This is a genomic window from Paenibacillus sp. PAMC21692 (genome assembly GCF_014303795.1).
GTDB lineage: Bacteria > Bacillota > Bacilli > Paenibacillales > Paenibacillaceae > Pristimantibacillus > Pristimantibacillus agaridevorans.
On sequence record NZ_CP060293.1, the window covers coordinates 6,397,452 to 6,418,236 of the forward strand.

The following is a 20,785-nucleotide window of genomic DNA, read 5'->3' on the forward strand; positions in this document are numbered from 1 at the left end:
CGCCCGGTTCGAGCTTCAGCCGGTCGGCTCTTCTTCGCTTGGGGATCGCCCCGGCCTCCTCGCCGGAATTCGGATCATCACCGTCGTCCCGATGCCAAGCCGGCTATAAAAAGTTACGCCGTAACGCTCTCCGTATTGAAGCTGCACGCGCTGATGGATGTTCCGGATGCCGATGCCCGTCTCTCCTTCGGCTTCCATCGAGGCAATGACGGCAAGCCGATCGGCCCTTACGCCCATTCCGTCGTCGATGATCCGGTATACAAGATCGTTTTGCTCGAGGGCGACGGAGATTCGGATGTAAATACGGTCGCCGCTCCACGCATGTTTGAGCGCATTCTCGACGAAAGGCTGCAACACGAGCTTGATCGTCTCGTAAGGCCATATGCGGACATCCACGTCGAATGCGACTTCGAGACGGCTGCCGTATTTTACCTTTTGGATATCCAGATAGGCTTCTGTCTGTTCGATCTCCGACGAGACGCGTATTAATGACTTGCCGGAATTAAGCGTAAGCCGGTAAAACTTCGCAAGCTGCACGACCATCTTCTCCAGCTTCTCGTTCTCCCCGAACTTGGCCAGCCGATTAATGGAGGATAACGTATTATACAAAAAATGCGGATTGATCTGCGTCTGAAGCATCTCGAGCTCGGCTTCCTTCTTCTGAAGCTGCGTCAGGTACACCTTGTTGATCAGCGCCTCCACATCTTCGCCCATCCCGTTAAGCGCCGTCGCGATCTGCGAAAATTCGTCGCGTCCCCTGTAAGCGATCCGCTTGTGGAGATCCCCTTCACGAAACGCATTTAACACCGAAACAAATTTCATGATTCGTTTGGAGAAGTAACGGGATATAAACACGCCCGCAAAAGTGAACAACACGAAACAGACGACGCACACGGCGAAAATAAAAGCGCGAACCCGGACCGCCTCCTGCTCGATGACCGTTAGCGGCACATGGGCTTCGATCGTCCAGCGCTGCTTCGGCATCTCCTCGGCAATCGTCAAATACGGCTGGCTCCGTCCCGGATTCGTTACCGCGTATTTGCCCGGACCGGAAGGCGCCGCGGCGCCGTAAGCGCTCGGACTGCCCGCGGAAGCATAGATCAGACGGCCCTGCTCGTCCTTGACCGTAATCTCGCTTCCCGGACCCAGCTTCGAGTCGACGACGCTTTCGAACAGCTCCGACTTCCGAACGCTAAAGCGCATAACGCCGACTTCTCTCATTTGCAGCAGATCGCTCATATCGACGATGCGGCGTATCATCGAGATCCTTCCGTCGTGCTCGTCTTCCTCGATCTGCTTCCACTGTATCGTCTGCCCGTATTGTTCGGGCGGAATGTCCTTATACCAAGATTTGTTTTCGATTCGGCGCAAGTGGTACAGATCGAACGTCTGCGTGTTAAAGTCCTCAAGCGCGTCCCGTTTCTCGTAACGTTCGTTGATGCTTTCGTTGCGCAAGTAGACGGACAGACGCAAATGGAGGCCGATCGACTTCGTCGCGATGTCCAGCTTGGGCAAAATAATCTGCTCCATCCGGTAATGGTTCTCTGCGCCCGTCGCGTCGGTCTTTAGATGCTGCACGAACGTATAATCGTCGTACAGCGTGCCCGATATTCGAATCATATCGCTTGTCTTGTACGCCACGTTGTCCCGAATCTGGATCAGCGTTGCCTGAATGTTCGACCTCGTCTGCTTCCTCATCGACTTCTCGTACATGGATTGCGAGACGTAGCCGTTAAGAGATACGAGAATTATAATAAAAACCAGATAAGACAACATCAGCTTGTAGCCGATCGGGAGATAACGGCGTCCGGGCTCGCGATTCGTCTTCACTGGATGCTCTTCCTGTACTCCATCGGCGTCATGCCGAATTTTTCCTTGAACTGCCTGCTGAAGTAAGGCAAGTATCTGTAGCCTACCCTGTCCGATACTTCATAAATTTTTATCCCCGGCTGCTTGAGCAGTTCGACGGCCCGCTCCATCCTCATCTGGACGAGCAGCTCGTTAAACGACTGGCCCGACTTCTCCTTGATCAGGAATCCGAGGTAGCTCGGCGAGAACGAGAATTGCTGGGCGATATCCTTAAGCGTGATGTTTTCGCCCATCCTCTCCCTCATCGTGTGCAGCACGCCGCGAATGAATTTGCTTTCCTTCGTGTTTGCTTTCTCGTTCAGCCGCTCCGATATTTCGTACAAGCGATGAATGAGCCAGGAACGAATGTCCCCGATCGTATCGAATTGCATCAGAATGTCCAAATTCCTGATTTCGATGCCAAGAAGCTCGAACAGATCCTCCTGGTTGGCGGTCAAATAGTGATCCAGCTTCCATATGATATAGCTGCTCAGATTATGTACGGTGAACTTGGAACGAAAGCCGGTTATCGATTTAAACAAATTTTCCAACTCGTCGTGAAGCAGCACCAGATTGTAATCCTTCATCGCTTGAAGCAAAGCGGCCATTCGGGCATCGAGCTCCCGGGCGTCGAACATCTCCGGCTTCGCCTGCACTTCTTCGAACTTGATCGTAATGCCCTTTCCAAAAAACATTTTGCCTTCTACCGCTTCAATCGCTTGCTTGTACGAGTTAGACAGTCTCTCCAGCCGGCTTGCGGGCGAACCTAACCCCGTCGTCACCGTAACGTCCAATCTGACTTTCGCTTCTTGAAGCAGCCCTTCCAACGTCTCCTCTAGCCGCTCCTCTTCCAGCAGCAGCGCTATCCGCTTGGCGTTGAGCCTGCAATAGGGTATCCGCCAGCCTCTCATCCCGATCGAGTCATGCAGTTGGCGAATAAAGAGGCGGGAAGTCTCCAGCAAGTCGGCCCCGGAATTGGACGAGCTTCTATTTTCAAGCTCGATAACCGCCACCCGGACCGGCCACTTTAGCTGTTCCATGTCCCGAGACACCTGCAGCTTGTCTCCGAATTCCGCCAAGTTGGCCGCTTCGCCTTCGAACAGCCTGAGCAACAGATCGTTTCGGGCGATAGGAATCAATTGCTTGTATGCTTCTTCTACTTCCCGATGTTTATTCTCTTCGTCGAGATCCCGCTTCACCTTCATGAGCGATGCGACAAGCTCGCTGTCCTCCATCGGCTTGAGCACGTAGCTGTACGCTTTTAGCGACAGCGCCTGCTGAACATAGCTGAACTCCTGGTAACCGCTGACAAAGATGATGCGAATGTTCGGCTTGCGCTCAATCGCGATTTTGGCCAGCTCGAGCCCCGACATATAAGGCATATTGACATCGCTTACAAGGATGTCGATATGCTGCTTCTCCAGCAGCTCGCAGGCCGACAGGGCGTTGTTGACGCTGCCTTTTACCTCCATGCCAAGCTCCGGCCATGGAATAAACCGCCTCATGCCTTCCAGATCCAGCTCTTCATCGTCTACCAGCAATACGTTGTACATGCCAGTCCCTCCCGTTCCGGAACATAAGTATAGAGGTTGTTCGCTCACGCGCGCAGATCGTCAGTCGTTATTTAATACGCGCAAGTTGTCCTGCCAACGCTTCGTAATATAATCCAGATACAAGTCGAAACCCGCTTCCATGGAAGCCGCGTGCGCATCGTCGAGCACATCCAGCACTTCTTCGTCAGTACGGCCGAACATGGCGGTCGCGCGGGCGTCAAGCCAAATTTCCTTGAGCTTGAGATAGATTCGCCCCTCTTCGATAGAGGAAGGCGGGATCAGCTTGATAAACGGCGTTGCGTCTCCCTGCGAGCGCCAGGTAATGTTCTGCTGCCAGTACGTAGCCCAATTCCGATCTTCTTCCGGAAGCGTTGCTTCGTATTCGCTTTTCGTCTTGTCGAGATAACCCGTATTGCCGACCCAGATCATATCGCCCGACAATGCCTGTATTTCCGCGAGTCCCTGGGGATCGGAGCTGTACTTGCTCGTGAAAGCAGGCGTTATTCCATCCTCCTTGAAGCCGTTCCAATAGCCGTCCTCGCCTGGCGGCCCCCACATCTGCACGGCCGAGCCTTCCGGGCCCGTCATCCAGTCGAGCAGCGCGAAGATCGCCTCCGGATTGTTCGCGCTCGTCGTGATCGCCGCCGCGTTCCACCCGAGCACATTATAGGTGCCTGGATAGATGCGGGCAGGATCAAGACCTTCCTTATAGATCGGCTCGATAAAAAAATATCCGTCCTCGGGATCGGCCTTTGACAGTTCCGCGTCCGCGATCATTATCATCCGCATCGGATCGGCGCTGGCGTACACGGCCGCCTTCCCCGCCATCAGCTTCTCGCTCACCTGATATTCCGTCTGCACCAGCGCATCCTGCGACATCAGGCCTTCTCTCATCAGCTTGGCTACGAACATTGCCGATTCGCGGAAGCCGGCATCCTTGTAAATAGAAGTCATCCGTTCGCCGTTTGCCACCGCGAAGTAACGAGTAAAGCTGAAGTTGTCCTCCTTGAACGAGGAGAATAACTGGTCGATGCCTTGCCCTTCCTTCGCAAGCCCCGTCTCGAACGGCACCGCATCCGGAAACATCGTTTTAACCCGGAGCAGGTACCGGTACAAGTCGTCGGTCGTTTCAAGTTTGGGAGAACCAAGCTCTCGATAAATTCGTTTATTGACGACAAAACCGGCATTGCCGTACGGCTTATTGGAATAATAGTTTGGGAAATAATAGATATGGCCATCCGGCGATCGAAGCAAATTGATGATCTTCTCCCCCGCCCATTGCCTTAAGTTGGGGTATTCGGCAATATACTCGTCCAGCGGCACGAGCAGCCCCGCTTCCCGCAATCTCTCCAGATCGGCGTCCCTCTCCCCCCATACCACATCCGGCAATTGCTGCCCGGCGACCATCTTCTGCAGCATCAGCTTGCCGTCGCCTTCCGCGCTGACCCCCTTCACATGGACGTTCAACTTGTCGCGAATCCAGGCCGAAGAAGGATCGGCCCCCCACTTGGGCATCGTATAATAGCCATAATGTGCGTAAAAGGTCATGTAGAGCGGATCCCTCCCTAGGGCGTAAAGACCGTCTTCCGTTCGCGGAGTTTCGGTTGCAGCAGCTTCGGGCGCCTCTTCCGGCGGCTCGGGCTGTCCCCTCTCCGCCTCGCTGCATGCGATTAACGAGATCAGCAGTAGTCCAATACTCAGCGGTTTCCAGACCGCCCTTCCCATCCCTTTCAATGCAGAGCACCTCCGTCCTTCCAATTCATTTACACATGATCACGTCTTCGAAGAATGCCATAATAATACCAAAAATATCTAAAACAAAATAGATTTTATTGCAAGTTATTGCAAGTTAAAATGCGAGTTCAAAAAGTTCGGTTTTCAGCACCGAGAAGGTTGTATGAAGCTAGAAACTGAGGAACGGAGCGTAGTGTAAGCTACGTGAGTACCGGAAGGTTCGGCTGAATGCAAGATTCGATGTCGAATAAGCTTCATGGTTTACTTCGTGATCAAAAGCGGACTTTTTGAACAACCTCTTAAACACAAAAAACGGGAGTTATCCCAAAGGAATATTCCTGCTCCTTTGGGACGCTCTCGTCTTGCTATAAACGAATCCTTATTCCATGCCTAGCGTCTTTTTGTTCGCAAGCCATTGCTCCGTGCGCCAATCCAGCAGCTTGTTGTATCCGTACGACTCCGCGTCAGCTTGGGCTTTGTCGAGAATTTGATCGACCTTCTCGTCGCTGCTTGCCGTAGCGGATTCCGCAAGCACTTGCGTAATGAGATCGAGTATCTTTTGCCTGATGTCGCCCAGCTCGGAATCCGGCTCCGGATTCAGCTTGTTGTTGAGCGCCGTAATATCGTTAGCGGACGGCCACGTAATGGTGCTTTGGTAACGAGCCGACCAGTTCTGCTCTTCCGGCGGCTTGGCATTTTCGTACTTCATTTTCGCCGGATCGATATAAGACGTGTTGCCAACGATCATAACGCGGTCGTTAAGCGCTTGGATTTCCGTCACTTGGGCAGGATCGTACTGATCCGTAAAGATCGGTTGTTCGTTCTCGTCGAAACCTTTCCAGTTGCCGCCCTCCGGCCCGAAAAATTGAATCGTCATGCCTTCCGGACCCGTCAGCCAATCGAGGAAAGCAAAGATTTTTTCCGGATCCTTGGCCTCCGTCGTAATCGTCGTAATGTTCCAGCCGAGACGGTCGTAGCCGCCCGGATGAATCTTCGATTGGTCCAGACCGGCCTTATGAATCGGCTTTATCATAAAGTAACCCGCTTCCGGATCGGTCTTGATTAACTCGTTATGCGCTTGCGATGCATAAGTCGTGGGACCCGAACCCGCATAAACCGCCACGCGCCCCGTCATCAGCTTCTCCAGCACCTTGCCGCGGTCTTGCGTGAACATGTCCTGCGAAATCAGCTTTTCGCGATACAGCTTGGAGACGAACTTCTGCGACTCGCGGAACGACGGATCCATAAACAGCGATGTCAGCTTATTGTCCTTGATGACGCCTTGCACGTCGCTGCTGAGCGACTTGTAGTTGTTGCCTTCGGCAAAACCTGTGTACAGAACGCCGATGCCTTGGCCGTCGACCGTGCGGTCCGGCTCGAACGGCACCACTTCGTCGCCATACTTTTCCTTAACTTTGCCGAGGTAGGCGTACAGATCGTCCATCGTTTGCAGCGGCGGCTGGCCTAGCTCGTTGTAGATTTTTTTGTTCACGACATAACCCGCCGTGTTCGTCGATTTGTTGGTATACCAGTTCGGGAACTTATACAGCTTGCCGTCCTTGGACCGGAGCAGATCCATCAATTGCGGATCCAGCCACTTTTTGAGATTCGGATATTTGTCGAGATACGGGTCCAGCGCCACGATTTTGCCGTTGTCGATCAACCTTTCGATATCCGGATTGTAACGGTCTCCGTAGATAAGCTCCGGCAGATCGCCGCTAGCCATCATCGTGCTCATGAGCTGCGCATGATTGCCTTTTGCTTGAATCGACTTGATGTTAACCTGCTTGTTCTCCTTCAAATACTTCCAGAGCGGCACATCTTCCATCTTCTCGGGGAAATCCTGCCAGCCGTAATGCGTGTAGGCAGTGAACTCCAGCGGCTCGGAGCCGAATACCCAAGGCGCGTCCTCGCTTTCGCCGGCGTTGTCTTTCTCCCCGGCTTTCGCCGTGTTCGTCGGCGACGGCTTGGCGCTGCCGCCCTCCCCGTTGCTGTTGCCGGAACAGCCTGCAAGCGCCGCCGTCAATGCAACAACCGTCGCAAGAATCCATACTTTCGGCTTTTTCAACTTTTTCATGCGGTATTTATGCCCCTCTCATCCCGTAATTTATATGTCCAAAGCGTTAACCGCCTTAAACCGAAGCCAACTTTCTATTCTTTCATGGAACCGACCATAACGCCTTTGACGAAATACTTCTGCACGAACGGATACACCGCGATGATCGGCAGCGTCACGACCATGATCGTCGCGTTGACGAGCGACTTCGAAGTAATGCTTTTTTTCGACATTCGTTCGACCGTATTGGAATCGATCCCCATCTGCTCCGAAATCAGATTCGCGTTCAGCAAACGGCGGAGCAGCGATTGCACCGGCATCAGCTGTTGATCGAAGATATAGATCGTCGGCAGGAACCAGTCGTTCCAATGGGCTACCGCCGTAAATAATCCAAGCGTAGCAATGACCGGACCGGAGAGAGGCAAAATAATTTTGGCAAAGATGCCCCAATTGCTGCAGCCGTCGATCTGCGCGGATTCCTCAAGCCCCGCCGGCAAACCTTTAAAGAACGTTCGGAACACGATCATGTTCCATACGCTGACCAGCGCCGGAATAATAAAGACAAGGAAGTTGTTCATCAGCCCTAGCGACTTGATCAGCAAGAACGTCGGTATTAGACCGCCGCCGAAATACATCGTAAACACAAAGAAAAAAGTATAAAACTTGCGACCCATCAGGTAAGACTTGGTCATCCCGTAAGCGAGCAGAGCCGTTACCAGCGTCGCGCTTACCGTACCGACGACGGTTCGGCTGATGGAAATCCAGAAGGCGTTTAGCAAGTTTTTGTCGCCGAACACGATATCGTAGTTCGTCCAGGTGAAGGCGCGAGGCCAAAACGTCACTCCCCCCTTCGCCGTGTCCATCCCTTCGTTCAACGATACGACAAGCGTGTTCCAGAACGGATACAGCGCGGAGAAGGACAACAGAACCAAGAAAACATATATGCAGACGACCATGGCCCGGTCAGCGGTTCCCAATCGTTTCAAACGCAATGTTAACGACCTCCAGCTTGCAAGATATTGAGAAGCCTTCAGCTAGGAAGGCGCTCTTGATAATTCAGTCGCTTTCTACCACAAGCTATTGCCGGACCGTCTGGCCAAATAATTGGCGAGCGTAAGGAGCCCGATACTGATGACGGCTTTAAATAAGCCAACCGCAACCGCGTAAGAGTATTTTTGATTTTGCAAGCCGACCCTGTACACGTAAGTGTCAATGACATCCGACACCGGCCTTAGCAGCGGGTTTTGCGCCAAAATGAGGATGTCTTCGAAACCCGCGTTGAGCAGATTGCCCGCCGCCAGAATCATGAAGATGATAATGACCGGCATGATGCTTGGCACGGTGATCAGGTAAATTTGTTTGAACTTGCTGGCCCCGTCGATATCGGCCGCTTCGTACATATGTTGATCGACACCTGCGATGGCTGCAAGGTAAACGATCGAACTGAATCCGATTTCCTTCCACACGTTCGTCGAGACGAGAATCGTCCAGAAGTAATCCTGGATGGATAAAAAGTTGATCGACTCGTCGATGGCTCCTGTCTTCTGCAGCAATATATTGATACTGCCGTTCTCGGTCGACAGCAGCGACATGACAACGCCCCCGACAATGACCCAGGACATGAAATGCGGCAAGTACGTAATCGTTTGCACGAATCGCTTGAACAACATATGTCTCACTTCGTTCAACATTAGCGCGAGAAGGATCGGCGCAGGGAATCCGATCACGAATTTCAGCAAGCTGATCACGATCGTATTTCGCAAAATCGTACCAAAGTCGGGCGCGTCGAAGAACGCCGCAAAATGTTTAAACCCTACCCACGGATTATCGAAAATCCGGGCTCCCGTAAACAAGTTGTAGTCCATAAACGCGGTAAGAACTCCGTACATGGGGATGTAGGCAAAGACGAAAATAATGATGATCGACGGCCACACCATCAGTTGCACATCCAGCTGTTTCATCAGCCTGGACAGAAAGGGTTTGCGGTCGTGACGCCGATCCGGCCTGTTGTAGGGCTGTTCGGTTGCTGCTTGCGGCATGCTCATCCTCCCGTTGTTGTCGTTTGATCTAATTGTAGACGGATCGGCCGTTTGCAACGATATAACGGGTTCACGAAATGTTATACTTCAGCGTGGACTTTAAATGGAAAATTGATAAAAATCGTGGATGTGTGACACTTATTCGGGGTTTGGGTTTAAACAAAAAAGACAGCACCCCTGGGATGCCGTCTTCTATTCACGTTTGCAATTTCGTCTATTGCTCCAACAGTCGGCCATTATCATGCCATAAGCCATACATTTTATTAAGTTTCGTGTTGTCCAGAAACTTCGACAAGCGGCTCTCGTACACCTCCGGCTGGCTTCGCGTGTTTTGGATCGTATCGATCCTCACTCTTCGGTAAAGCGCAGGGAAAGCGAGGAAATGCTCATAAGTTTGCGAATCTTCTTTCAGCTTTTGCACGATGTCGTCATCGATCCGGAACGATTCGAGGTTCATAGCGGGAAGCGCCTTTCGTCCTTCTTCCGTCATGAGCCCCAATCTTTCGAGTCGGCGGACACGTTCTTTGTTCAATTCGGTCCATGAGCTTTTTTTGCTTCGGGGGGAAAGTCTTTGAGCCGTCTGAGTATCGGATATTTTTTTCTTGGTGCCGTCAATCCATCCGAAGCACAACGCTTCTTCGACCGCGTCCAGGTAGAACAGCTTGCCAGGCCCCGGCTTCATGGCGACGACGACCCAGCAGCACTTCTGAAGCTTGCTATTTTGTTGAAGCCAGCTCCTCAGCTCTTCCCTGGTTGTCGCTTCCAGCAGATTTTCGATATCCATATTTACTTTGACGCCTCCTTCACGTACCAGTATAACGAATAATCATTCATCGTCGAAGCAAATCCCAACTGCCGGATCATCGTGGTAATATTGCCTCTGTGGTAGGTGCCATGGTTGGCGGCCTGCAGCAAAATTTCCGACAGCTTTGTCTCTCGGACCGTCGCAAACGGGTTATCCAGCATAATCGACTGCTCCAGATCGGACTGGCTCTGCATCCATGCCTTATATTGATCTCCCAGCTTAGCGAACCTGTCCGCATACGCTTCAACGGAATCCAGCAGTCCATCATTGAGTGCGGCATAAGAGCCCATGGCTTCCCTCATATTTGTTCCCGTTAACACTTTGTACCAAACGGCATCTATCGCATACATATGGCTGAGAGCGTGGGCTATCGTAGGAAAAGAACTGTTTACTTCCTGATGCAGCACGGAGGACGGAAGCTCCTTTAGCCGTCCCAGAATAGTTGCGGTAGCCCATGTGTGGTAGTTGAACATTTCGATTGGATGATTGCTCATTATTTTTAAGTCTCCCTTGTTTTTGTGTTGGCTTTGCCGATGTTCCTGTCGTCATTATAAAAAAAGAAGTATGACAGCAGTCTGTCATACTTCTTCATAAAGTTTTATGGCCTTGCGAAGCTGGTTCTTCAGGATGGCTCGAAGCTCGCCTGGCTCCAGCACTTCGGCTCCGCCGCCGAAGCCAAGCAGAATCGACCACAGCCATCGCGCTTCCAGAGGACGATAAACGGGAATTCTCAACATCATGCTTCCGTCATCGAGAAATTCCCTGTCGGCAAAGTTAAAGTGATCCATGGCTTCCGCCAAAGTTTCGGGGCCGACTTTCAGGACGACATCAGCCACCCCATCCTTGGACGGACGTTGCGCCTGCGATTCTTCATTTCGCAATGCGTCACGCAACGTATAGACAGTCTCCGTGACGACCGGATTCAACATGCGGGATAGACGAAACTCCCGCTCCCCCTGTCTGCTTCGGCAATACCCCTGGATATACCAATTGCCGTATTTGAAGTGGAGACTAAGCGGCTCCAACTCTCGGTTCGTCCGCTCGTTATTCCAATTAATGTAGTCAAACGCGACGACCTTGCGTTCGGAGATGGCCTTGCGAAGCAGGGGGAGCAGCTCGGGCACCGTGCGATTCGTCTCCAGATCAACCTCAAGACTGACCGTCTCGCGGCCCCTGTCGATGGTTTTCAGCCGCTCGATCGTCCCTTGCGCTCGCTCATCTTCAAATACGGAGGAGAGGCTTGCCAACACCGTAATCAAGGAAGAAACATCGTAAGAGCCTAGCAGGCTCCTGTCCATTTTATAACCGTCCATGATCCCGTACCCGCCGTTTTGGCCTTGATACGATACGACAGGAAAGCCGGCTGCGCAAATGGCGTCGATATCCCGATAGATCGTGCGCTGGGACACCCCGAACTCATCCGCAAGCGCGGCAGCCGATATCACATCGTGATTAAGCAGCTTATAGATGATGGAGATTAGTCGCTCCAGTTTCATTTGCATAATCCCGCCCGTTCCGTCGTTTTATGCGAATCGAGCTTATTTTAACATAAGAGGAACAGGTTTAGCTTCACATTTCGGAAGGGCAAGCTTAACAGAACTTCTGCTCAGAGCTTCATGTTGCTGCTGTGTCCCGGAGCCAACCGCGCATTGGGATCCAAATAGACCTTGGCATTGTTAACAGCCGTAGGCGCTTCGCCGAATCCGACGGCAATCAGCTTCACTTTGCCCGGATATGTCGTAATGTCTCCGGCAGCAAATATGCCCGACACGCTGGTCTCCATGCGGGAATTGACAGCGATGGAATTGTTTTCAATATCCAAGCCCCATTCGGATATGGGTCCAAGCGACGATACGAATCCGAAATTTACAATAAGCTCATCGACCTCGATCTCTTGCGTGGCATTCGTTTTGACGTGAGTCAAGGTCACTCTGTCGATTCGGTCATCGCCGTGGAGCCCGGTTATTTCGGATGGTGTAATAATGTTTACATTGGATGCATGCAACTTCTCAACACTGTGCTCATGTGCTCGAAAATTATCGCGACGATGTACCAGATGAACTTGCTCGGCAATCGGTTCAAGCATAAGCGCCCAGTCTACTGCGGAATCTCCTCCGCCGGAGATGAGCACCTTTTTCCCCTGGAAACGGCTAAGGTCGTCAATAAAATAGTGCAAATTGCTATCCTCGAACGTATCGGCGCGCTCTACATCCAGCCGACGGGGCTCGAAGGCGCCTACGCCGGCGGTTATAATAACAGTCTTTGCATGATGCTCGCCCTTGTCGGTTCTGACAACGAAATGCCGTTCGTCAAGCTTACGTACCAACTGGACCTTCTCTTTAAGACGGACATCCGTATGAAACAAATCCATCTGCCTGGAGAGATTGTTCACCAGCTCTTGAGCCGTAATCCTGGGAAAACCTGCAACGTCATAAATAAATTTTTCGGGATAAAGCGAAGCAAGCTGTCCGCCGAGCTGCGGCATACTTTCGATTAGCTTAACGGAAGCTTGCCGCATTCCGCCGTAAAATGCGGCAAACATGCCTGCCGGCCCTCCCCCAATAATCAATATGTCGGTAATATCATATTCTTGTTGCGTCGTAGTCACGTTTGGATGTACCTCCATCATAATGGCGTTTGGCAAGGATAGACGGCTTTCAACGTCCATCTGCTCTATAATCGGAAAAGTTTCCTTGCGTTTTCGCTGAATATTTTGCGTTTTTTCTCCTCCGGCAAACGGCGCAGTATCTGTGTTGGATCGTCGAAATCCCAATGAGGGTAATCACTGGAGAACAACAGCATATCCTCTGCGTCGAACATCTCGAACATCATGTCCAGATGCTTCAGATTGTTCGGCTCCTCGATCGGCTGGGTCGTCATAAAGCAATGATCCCTTACATATTCGCTTGGCATCCGCTTCAACCATGGCGCGGACGAGCGCAGCGCCTTGAAATTTTTATCCAGCCTCCACAATAGCGGAGGCAGCCAAGTGACTCCGCCTTCGCACAATACGACCTTGAACTCCGGATATTTCTCGAACACGCCTTCGCAAACGAGGCTGACCAGATGAGCCATGTACGTCTGCGGCAAACAGGTATGCCATTGCAAGTAGTTCGAGACGTAGCCGACGGCCGTCGGCGGATTAAAGATACCGCCGCCTTCGGCGCCGGGGTGTATGAGGAGCGGCAGCTTATGGCGCTGACAGGCTTCGTAGATCGGATGGAAATAACGATCGCCGTAAGGCATGCGGGAACCGCCAATAACACTGACGGCAACGATGTCCGGATGGGGCGCGATCCGGTCAATCTCGCGAACGGCCTGAGCAGGGTCCTGCATAGCGACGCACATGTATCCCTTGTACTTTGAACTGACCGGGAACCATTCGGCAATTACATAGTCGTTATAGGCGCGGCAGATAGCGGCGGCGTAATCGGGATCGGCGAATCCGGAGATGCCGATAATCGAATCCGAGCAGAGCAGCGCGTATTCAACGTTAAATGGATGAACATAATGCTCCAGCATAAAAGCGGGATCCGAGCCGACCGGCAATCCGCTCGGCGGATCGGCGTCCTTCCTTTTGTTCCCGACCGGAGACGCATAAGGCGCACCGGCGCTTGGCACGCCGAAGCGGGCAGCCTGGCTGCGCCAAGGCTCATCCAGATAAGGAAGCAAATCTCCCCCGCTCCGAAACTGGTTGTGTACGTCGCAATCGATTACCGGCATCGTCTCTTGCTTGTCTGTTAGCATCCTTCCGCCCCCTCCTTCTGCTTCGGTTGGCCGATTACAATGCCGATCTGTCCATCCTCCACGATAACTGGATAGCTTCGCGCCCTCACTTTATCGCTAAATAGCGATTTGCCGGTCTTAATATCGAATTCCCAACCGTGCCACGGGCAGCGCAAAATTTCCCTATCCCGTCCATAGATAAACTCATACACTTGCGATTCGAGCGTCGTGCCGCATACCGGACCTTTGCACAGCTCGGCCCCTTGGTGAGGACAATAATTGTTTATGGCATAATATTCGCCTTTAACATTATATACACCGATAGAGCGTCCCTCGATTTGTACAATTTTGAAAGTCCCCATCGGAATCTCTTCTGTCCTCGCAACTGGATAGACAGCCATCCAATCCTCCTCCTTATCGTTGATAGCATCTTAATTTTAGATCGAATGTGATCGTATTACGATTGCTAATTCAATTATTATTTGTACGATTCTAATGTATACTTTAATTAGCAATCCTATTTTAATAATCAACCCGATAAGGGAGGCGACGGAAGTTGATTGATCTTTTAGCCGTTTGTCTGGACGATATGAATCCGGATTGGCACATCGAAGAGAATCCAACCTTGACAGACATCCTTATTCTAATTGTCCATGGACGGGCTATATATAGTTTGAACGGGGAGACAGTCGAATTGAACAAAGGGGATATGTTGTTTATCCCGCAAGGCGTGCTGCGGTCAGGCGTCAATGCTCCCGAAGGACCTCATCAGAAGTATTCTTTTCACTACAAACCGTATAATCCGGGACAGTTCCCGTTTGATAGCGCCCGCACATATCGCAAAGTGAGAACGCGAAACCTCGATTTGATGAAAACAAGGTTCACGGCGCTGGAGCATCACTGGTTCCGGCGACTCCCTCATGGCGAACTGATCAGCACCGGCATCGCGATCGAACTGCTCGGTTATTACTCGCGGGAATTAGCGGAGGAAAAAATTGCTTCCGTCAAGCTGCGGCTAATGCAGGAGGTCCAGGATTATATACGGAAGCATTACAGAGAGCCCATTCGTATCGAGGATTTGTCTAATCACATCAACCGGGCGCCTAACTATATCACGCAAACGTTTAAAGTCGTAACGGGGATGACGCCCATTTCCTACATGCATCAAGTTCGTATCTACGCCGCGCGAGACTTGATCCTCGACTCCAGGATGACAATCGGAGAAGTGGCCGAATATCTTGGTTACAGCGATCAGGCTTATTTCAATCGGATGTTCAAGCGTATCATGAGTTACCCCCCATCTTATGTTCATCGCGAGATGAAACGGTAAGAACTTTAAGCTAGGTCTTTGTAACGCACCTCCTTCCTACCCTTTGGGGTAGATATGCTATAATTAGGATGACTAAAATTCAAAGCGAGGTGAAGCCGATGAAATGGGAAGAGATTACTGAATTGCATCCTGGTCGTTTCGTTCTGATTGAAGCAATTAAGGTAAGCTCCAGCAATCGTGTACGTCACTTAGAGGAAATGGCAGTCATTCAGGATTACGATAATCCGCAAGAAGCGTGGAGTGGCTATAAAGAATTGCACAAGCTACATCCGACTCGTGAGTTGTATGTATTTCATACGAGCAGAAGCGATGTGGAAGTTGTAGAGGAGTTTTTCTCAGGAGTGCGGCAGCAGCTATGAAGGTGAATTTTGAAACCTTGAATGTCGAATTTGAAAAATAGACCGAGCGATGCCTCCCATATAGGGGCAGCTATCGCTTGGTCTATTTTTGATTTACACGGTCATAGTGACTTATTTAATAGGCTTATTCGGGGCATCTCCTATTTCATCCAACCATCCCCCCCTTTAACTTGGGTGTGTTTCAAACTACATCACGACACATCAGTCAATAGTTGCTCAGGTGGTCGCTTCCCTTCAATGATTGTCACCATCAGCCAGCCTCTTGTCGTAAGTCAATTGGATCAGAATGCCGAAAGGATCTCGCACAATGCCATACGCCTCGCTGAACACAACCGGACCGAGAGGGGTAATGACTTCCGTTCTTGCATCCTGAGTGAGTGATTCGTACATGCTTTCGATCCGCCCCTTGTCCGCCGACTGAAGGCACAGCGACATATGGTTGCCTGCCAGGTATCTTTCGTCAGGAACCATCGTTTCTTCTGCCAATAGGTTTCAAATTCTGATACCATTGGTGGCGAATGTCAATGACCCCCACTTAACTATCGTTTGAAGTGGGGGCTTGTAACGACCCGATCGTACAAACGTCTTGTGCGACTCTGATCTTATGCGTTCCGAAGAACGTGGTGTTACATCCGCAGGTAAGCCTTCGCTTACCGCTGGGCAGACTGACAGCTACCCTGCAAGCCTAGTCATGCTAGGCCTGCACCTTGTAGAAGGTACTCTTTTCCCTTCAGACAGAGATTCATCGCACCGATCCGGTCATCATTGCTTACATAGCCACAGGCCAGGCAATGGAATCGATGCCCCCGTTTATCCCGGTTCCCTTTTGCCGTGTGACTGCATATCGGACAGGCTTGCGAGGTGTGTTTTGGATCTACGGCAATGGTCATCGCTTTCGCAAGCTGCGACTTGTACGTTACCATCTCGCGAAGCTGGCGGAACGCCCACGATACCGTCACATAGCGATGCTTACGCCTGACCTTTTCCGTTGCTCCCCGAATCCCTGTCAAATCTTCAAGTACAAACAGCGTATTCGCCCCATACCGGGTCACGAGTGCCCTGCTGACTTGATGATTAACATCGGTCATCCAGCGGTTTTCTCGTTCTCCGATTTGCTTCAGCCTGCGACGGGACGAAGGCGTTTGTTTGTGCTGCAGCTCCGAACGCAACCTTTTGTAGTTCGCTCGTTTTTGTTTGTGCTCTCTTCCTCGAATGAATACGGTTTTGCCATCGGTGTCATACGCCGTGGCTACAAAGTTGACGCCCAGATCAACGCCAACGACGTGTTCGATTTCCGTCAGCTCAGGAACGGTTATTTCTTTCGATACCGGAATATGCAAAAACCACTTCCGCTTTTTATACACCAGCTTGGCCGTACCGAAAGTCCACGAACCGTCGAAATAAGCTTCCATTCCTTTCGCTTCGAAAGGAACCTTGATACGGCCCTGCAGCGTATTGACGGAGAACAGCCCAGCGCCCAGGTTCAGTGAGTAATCCCGGTTCCAGACAAGATCATATTCCGGCTTCTTAAAGTGTACAAGCGTCCAGGCATGGCCGTTACTCCGAAGGGTTTTGTATTTGGCGATCACGGTTCTGAGGACCGATTGAGCCATCTGGGAGCGCAGGCCAAGCGTGCTGCGAAGGGGCTGATACGTCATTCGGTGCAGGGCAGACTGCTGGCGCTCGTTTGTCTCAAACACAAGAGCAGAGACAAAATTGCAACCCTGCCGATAAGCGATCATCGTTTGTAGCAATGCCCTCATTTGACTTTCTGACGGTTTTATTTTGAGTTTAGCCGTAATAGTCACGATCATATGTTCGCCTCCTTTCTATCCTTATTTTAGCATAGTAGGGAGAACAAGAACATACGAAATATCCTTCAGGCTAACGCCTGACGTCCATCCCCCCGTTTATAGAAGTCGGGAGTATCCTGGGCGTTTTTGATGAACTATGTGTACCATCAGGACCGGTTCACGCTTCGAGAGTTAATGACGGAGTTTGCTCTCTCCAAAAGCACCGCTCTCCGATACATTCAATCGCTTGAAGATATCGGGGTCCCTTTATATTCCGAGCCGGGGCGATATGGCGGGTACAGAATTTTGGACTCTTACAGCATCCCTCCGGTCACGTTTACGCCGCAGGAAACCTGTGCTTTGTTTTTCTCCATGAAAGGCATGGAGCTGCTGGGTTCGTTGCCGTTCAAAGCGGAATACGATGCCATTCAGCATAAATTTCTTCAATCCGTGTCTCCCAAAATAAAAAACATGCTGGAGCAAGACGGCTCCCGCGTGTCATTCGGAACGGCCCAATTAACTAATGAATGTCCGCAGCTCGAGAAACTGTTCCAAGCGATTATATATCCGTCCGTCCTGCGAGAAGAACCTCTCCCCTGGCTGCAGGATATGGATTTGAGTAACCGCCTTGACTTGGCGACCAGAAGCCAGTCCGCGATAGACTACCGAATCGAGCTTACGGGCGAAGGCAAAGCCATTTTCGAAAGGAACCATGATCCTCGCATGTCGTTAACCGAAACTAACGGCAAAAGCGTGGTATCCGGTTGGATCGAGCCTGCTGAAACGCCATATTTGCTGCAGTACATTCACCAATTCGGCGCTTGTCTACGCGGCATCCATCCCGCTTCCATCAGGGAATCCTTTGTTAAGGAACTTGAGGATTTGAAAGGCAGGCTTACGATCACGCTCATTTGATTTGGCATATGAGGTCCAAGCACACTCATTCCGATAATGGGCAACTCAAGGTCCCATCATTAGCTCGAAACCGGTGGAAGCCGCCCGGCAACAGCTAGTTCTAAAGGACAACAGCGACGTTATTTGATGAAATTTCAACGTTTCTGATTTCTAAGGGACACAGGGAGGCTGTCGATTCATTGTGAGTAACTGAAATTCCATATTCCATCCCCCCCGAACCCAGGTATAATGGAAAATATACTTGGGCCGGGGGTTTGTGCTGTGTTGAATAGACGTGTGCGTTACAAAGAGTTCGATCAAATGTCTTTTGCAGATATGATGGTATACTCCAAGCTTCCTGAGCATCCTTTTTGGAGTCACTTAGAGAAGAAGATAGACTTTTCTTTTGCAGATTCACTGTGCTCCGTGCTCTACTCGGGGCGCGGACAGCACCCATATGCGCCTTCACTGAAGCTTAAAGTCCATCTCATTCAGATATACTACGGTCTTTCCGACCGCCAGGTGGAAGAGCGCATAATTAGCGACTTGTTCATCAAGCGTTTCTTAGGCTTGCCCGTCGACTTCTTTGGGTTTGATCACAGTACGATTGGCTTGGACCGCTCACGTATGGGAACCGCCATGTTTAAAGCCTGCCACTTCTACATTCTTGCCCAAATGTACAGCCATGGCCTTTGGGGCGATCACACGGAGAAATGGATCATCGACTCGTTTGCCTCAAATCCCGCACTCTCCAAGCCGCGCACCTATCGCTTGATTCAACATGCTATGATCCGGGTCCTTCAACATTTAAAACGTAGCCATCGTGCGATATACCAACTCGCACTCGCTTCGGTTGAGACCGATGGACTCTACGCTCGTACCTCCGTACAACCATCTACTGCTGGTCACATGCTCGCTTTCAGCAAGTTGGTGGCACAAGCTTATGGTTTGCTTCAATGGTTTCAACTCGAGGATGTGTCTGCTTTGTTGCAAAAAGAACTCACGGAAAAAGAGCGCGAGACTTCTCAGCATTTGCAACGCATTCTGCAGGACATATTAGAGCAGAACAGCAGACCTGTACCGCCGACTGATGGCGACCCGATTGACTCTGCGCGGAACCAAACCGAACAAGAGATTGTGTTTGAAAAAATCCCGAGCCATGAAAGAGCAAAGGATCGTCTTATGAGCGCTGTTGACCCGCACGCTCGAGTCGGGAGAAAGAATACATCCACCGTCACATGTGGCTACAAACTACAAAATTTGTGTGGGACCAGCTCCGTTGTGCTGAATGTGAACGTCGTGCCTGCGAATGAACATGACAGAGAAGCTATGTACGCGATGGCCAAAGATGTACAAAGCTTTTTCGAAATTTCGCCACGCGCCATGTTAGGTGACACCGCCTACGGCCACGGGTTGCAGCGCACTATGCTTGCCACTATTGGCATCCCTGTAGTAGCCCCTGTCATCCTGGGCAGTAACCCCTCAAAGGGATACGACCTCGCCCGATTTAGCTATGACAAGGAAAAGGACTGCTACACTTGTCCGAACGAAAAGGATACCGTAAAAAAGCGTCATATTCCTCAAAGCAGCGGTTGGCAATACTATTTTGAAAAGACAGACTGTGAAAGTTGCCCCTTACGCTCGGCATGTACAACAGGAAAAGCAGAGCGCCGGGTATTTCACAGTGACTATTATGAAGTGTACGAGGCTGCCAAGGATTACAACGCTACGATAAGCGGCAAATTAGATCGTAAACAGCGCATGCTGGTTGAACGAAAGAACCAAGAATTGAAGAATGACTGTGGTTTAGAGAGACCCTTAACGAAAAGCCGAAAAGCGTTGCAGCTTAAAGGTTACTTGGCTGCCATGGTCGTTAATTTGAAACTCACGTTGAGGAAGCTACTTCCTCAAAGACCTGGGTTTATTCGACGTCGAAATGCCATTAGTTGCTAAGTAGAATCCGACTCCCCAGCCCTCCGATTATCCCACTCAGCGGTTCCCTCCAGCACACAATTGCCCCATTCCAGCACGCAACTCGTTCTTATCTACAGTGAATAGACAGCCTCACAGGCGACCTTATTCCCGCCAATCAAGCTACAATTCGCTTCGGATTGGCGTAATAGGGCCTTCTATGTCCGTTAGATTTTTATATTGCTTAAAAACGAACAATTAGCGTCGCTGATGTCCGTTAGCCCACCCAGCCCCCTCTCCCGAGCAAAAGAAAAAGACGACACATCGCTATGCCGCCTTAGTCATTCATGCCATTCTAAGCCTGAAGGGCTCTCGCCACGGCAAACCGGAATGGAAGTCTGGGTTATGTTAGATTTGTAACTCCCCAAGCTTAATCAGCTCGACAACCGCTTGCGAACGACCTTTGACGTTCAACTTCTGCATGACATTGGAAATATGATTGCGAACGGTCTTCTCGCTGATAAAAAGTTGTTGCGCTATATCCCGCGTCGTTTTGTCCTGTACCAGCAGCTCGAATACCTCTCGTTCACGATGCGTCAGTAAAAACTTGCTCTTGTGGTCGCTTCCCTTCAATGTGTGTCACCCCTCCTTGCTCGGGTTTTTATGGTATAACAAGGTCAAGGGATACAGTCAACTTATCATATGAAGGGGGCAGGGCATTGGTGCTGTCTATGCAC

19 protein-coding genes are annotated in these 20,785 nt (G+C 50.9%); 4 read left to right on the plus strand and 15 right to left on the minus strand.

Translation table 11 applies throughout. The features are described from left to right. Positions 1-15 precede the first annotated feature (15 nt). The 12 genes from H7F31_RS26015 to H7F31_RS26070 form a co-directional block, all read right to left on the minus strand. The gene (locus tag H7F31_RS26015; protein WP_315970523.1) at positions 16-1,830 is read right to left on the minus strand and encodes a cache domain-containing sensor histidine kinase; all 1,815 of its coding nucleotides are present in this window, start codon (positions 1,828-1,830) and stop codon (positions 16-18) included. Continuing rightward, a complete protein-coding gene (locus tag H7F31_RS26020; RefSeq protein ID WP_187101175.1) occupies positions 1,827-3,401 on the minus strand; it encodes a response regulator in 1,575 nt (524 codons plus the stop codon). The genes H7F31_RS26015 and H7F31_RS26020 overlap by 4 nt, the downstream gene beginning before the upstream one ends. Positions 3,402-3,461: 60 nt before the next feature. Then, entirely contained in the window at positions 3,462-5,126 is a 1,665-nt protein-coding gene (locus H7F31_RS26025) for an extracellular solute-binding protein (RefSeq protein WP_187105546.1), read from the minus strand. Between the two features lie 388 nt (positions 5,127-5,514). Beyond that, positions 5,515-7,212 (minus strand): extracellular solute-binding protein, encoded by a 1,698-nt coding sequence (locus H7F31_RS26030; RefSeq protein ID WP_187101176.1) that lies wholly within the window; start codon positions 7,210-7,212, stop codon positions 5,515-5,517. 74 nt (positions 7,213-7,286) lie between these two features. Then, positions 7,287-8,177, minus strand: coding sequence for a carbohydrate ABC transporter permease (locus H7F31_RS26035; protein WP_187105547.1), 891 nt, complete (start codon positions 8,175-8,177; stop codon positions 7,287-7,289). A gap of 81 nt (positions 8,178-8,258) precedes the next feature. After that, positions 8,259-9,230, minus strand: coding sequence for an ABC transporter permease (locus H7F31_RS26040; protein WP_087571552.1), 972 nt, complete (start codon positions 9,228-9,230; stop codon positions 8,259-8,261). A 214-nt stretch (positions 9,231-9,444) separates the two neighbouring features. Then, positions 9,445-10,014 carry a YdeI/OmpD-associated family protein gene (locus H7F31_RS26045; RefSeq protein WP_187101177.1) on the minus strand — a complete coding sequence of 190 codons (570 nt, stop codon included), beginning with the start codon at positions 10,012-10,014 and terminating at the stop codon, positions 9,445-9,447. A gap of 2 nt (positions 10,015-10,016) precedes the next feature. Continuing rightward, positions 10,017-10,529, minus strand: a complete 513-nt coding sequence (locus H7F31_RS26050) for a DinB family protein (protein WP_187101178.1) — start codon at positions 10,527-10,529, stop codon at positions 10,017-10,019. Between the two features lie 84 nt (positions 10,530-10,613). Next, positions 10,614-11,531, minus strand: a complete 918-nt coding sequence (locus tag H7F31_RS26055) for a helix-turn-helix transcriptional regulator (protein ID WP_187101179.1) — start codon at positions 11,529-11,531, stop codon at positions 10,614-10,616. Positions 11,532-11,641: 110 nt separating this feature from the next. Next, positions 11,642-12,643, minus strand: a complete 1,002-nt coding sequence (locus H7F31_RS26060) for an NAD(P)/FAD-dependent oxidoreductase (protein ID WP_261800137.1) — start codon at positions 12,641-12,643, stop codon at positions 11,642-11,644. 65 nt (positions 12,644-12,708) lie between these two features. After that, the gene (locus H7F31_RS26065; RefSeq protein ID WP_187101180.1) at positions 12,709-13,782 is read right to left on the minus strand and encodes an amidohydrolase family protein; all 1,074 of its coding nucleotides are present in this window, start codon (positions 13,780-13,782) and stop codon (positions 12,709-12,711) included. After that, positions 13,776-14,162, minus strand: coding sequence for a Rieske (2Fe-2S) protein (locus H7F31_RS26070; protein WP_187101181.1), 387 nt, complete (start codon positions 14,160-14,162; stop codon positions 13,776-13,778). Before H7F31_RS26070 ends, H7F31_RS26065 begins: the two co-directional genes overlap by 7 nt. A 155-nt stretch (positions 14,163-14,317) precedes the next feature. Here H7F31_RS26070 and H7F31_RS26075 point away from each other — a divergent pair, with 155 nt between their 5' ends. Continuing rightward, complete coding sequence (locus H7F31_RS26075) at positions 14,318-15,091, plus strand: AraC family transcriptional regulator (RefSeq protein WP_187101182.1); 774 nt, start codon at positions 14,318-14,320, stop codon at positions 15,089-15,091. Positions 15,092-15,189: 98 nt separating this feature from the next. Continuing rightward, on the plus strand, positions 15,190-15,450 hold the full coding sequence (locus H7F31_RS26080) for a hypothetical protein (RefSeq protein ID WP_187101183.1): 261 nt from the start codon (positions 15,190-15,192) through the stop codon (positions 15,448-15,450). A gap of 234 nt (positions 15,451-15,684) precedes the next feature. Here the strand turns inward: H7F31_RS26080 and H7F31_RS26085 are convergent, their stop codons facing one another. Together H7F31_RS26085 and H7F31_RS26090 are read right to left on the minus strand one after the other, a co-directional pair. Next, entirely contained in the window at positions 15,685-15,936 is a 252-nt protein-coding gene (locus H7F31_RS26085; RefSeq protein WP_187101184.1) for a VOC family protein, read from the minus strand. A 203-nt stretch (positions 15,937-16,139) separates the two neighbouring features. Further along, positions 16,140-17,264 (minus strand): RNA-guided endonuclease InsQ/TnpB family protein, encoded by a 1,125-nt coding sequence (locus tag H7F31_RS26090; RefSeq protein WP_187101185.1) that lies wholly within the window; start codon positions 17,262-17,264, stop codon positions 16,140-16,142. Between the two features lie 129 nt (positions 17,265-17,393). On the opposite strand from H7F31_RS26090, the gene H7F31_RS26095 reads away from it, so the two are divergent. Together H7F31_RS26095 and H7F31_RS26100 are read left to right on the plus strand one after the other, a co-directional pair. After that, positions 17,394-18,158 (plus strand): helix-turn-helix transcriptional regulator, encoded by a 765-nt coding sequence (locus tag H7F31_RS26095; protein ID WP_261800558.1) that lies wholly within the window; start codon positions 17,394-17,396, stop codon positions 18,156-18,158. A 261-nt stretch (positions 18,159-18,419) separates the two neighbouring features. Beyond that, the gene (locus H7F31_RS26100) at positions 18,420-20,090 is read left to right on the plus strand and encodes a transposase (RefSeq protein WP_261800138.1); all 1,671 of its coding nucleotides are present in this window, start codon (positions 18,420-18,422) and stop codon (positions 20,088-20,090) included. A gap of 366 nt (positions 20,091-20,456) precedes the next feature. Here the strand turns inward: H7F31_RS26100 and H7F31_RS26105 are convergent, their stop codons facing one another. Continuing rightward, positions 20,457-20,681, minus strand: a complete 225-nt coding sequence (locus H7F31_RS26105; RefSeq protein ID WP_006040330.1) for a helix-turn-helix domain-containing protein — start codon at positions 20,679-20,681, stop codon at positions 20,457-20,459. Positions 20,682-20,785 lie beyond the last annotated feature (104 nt).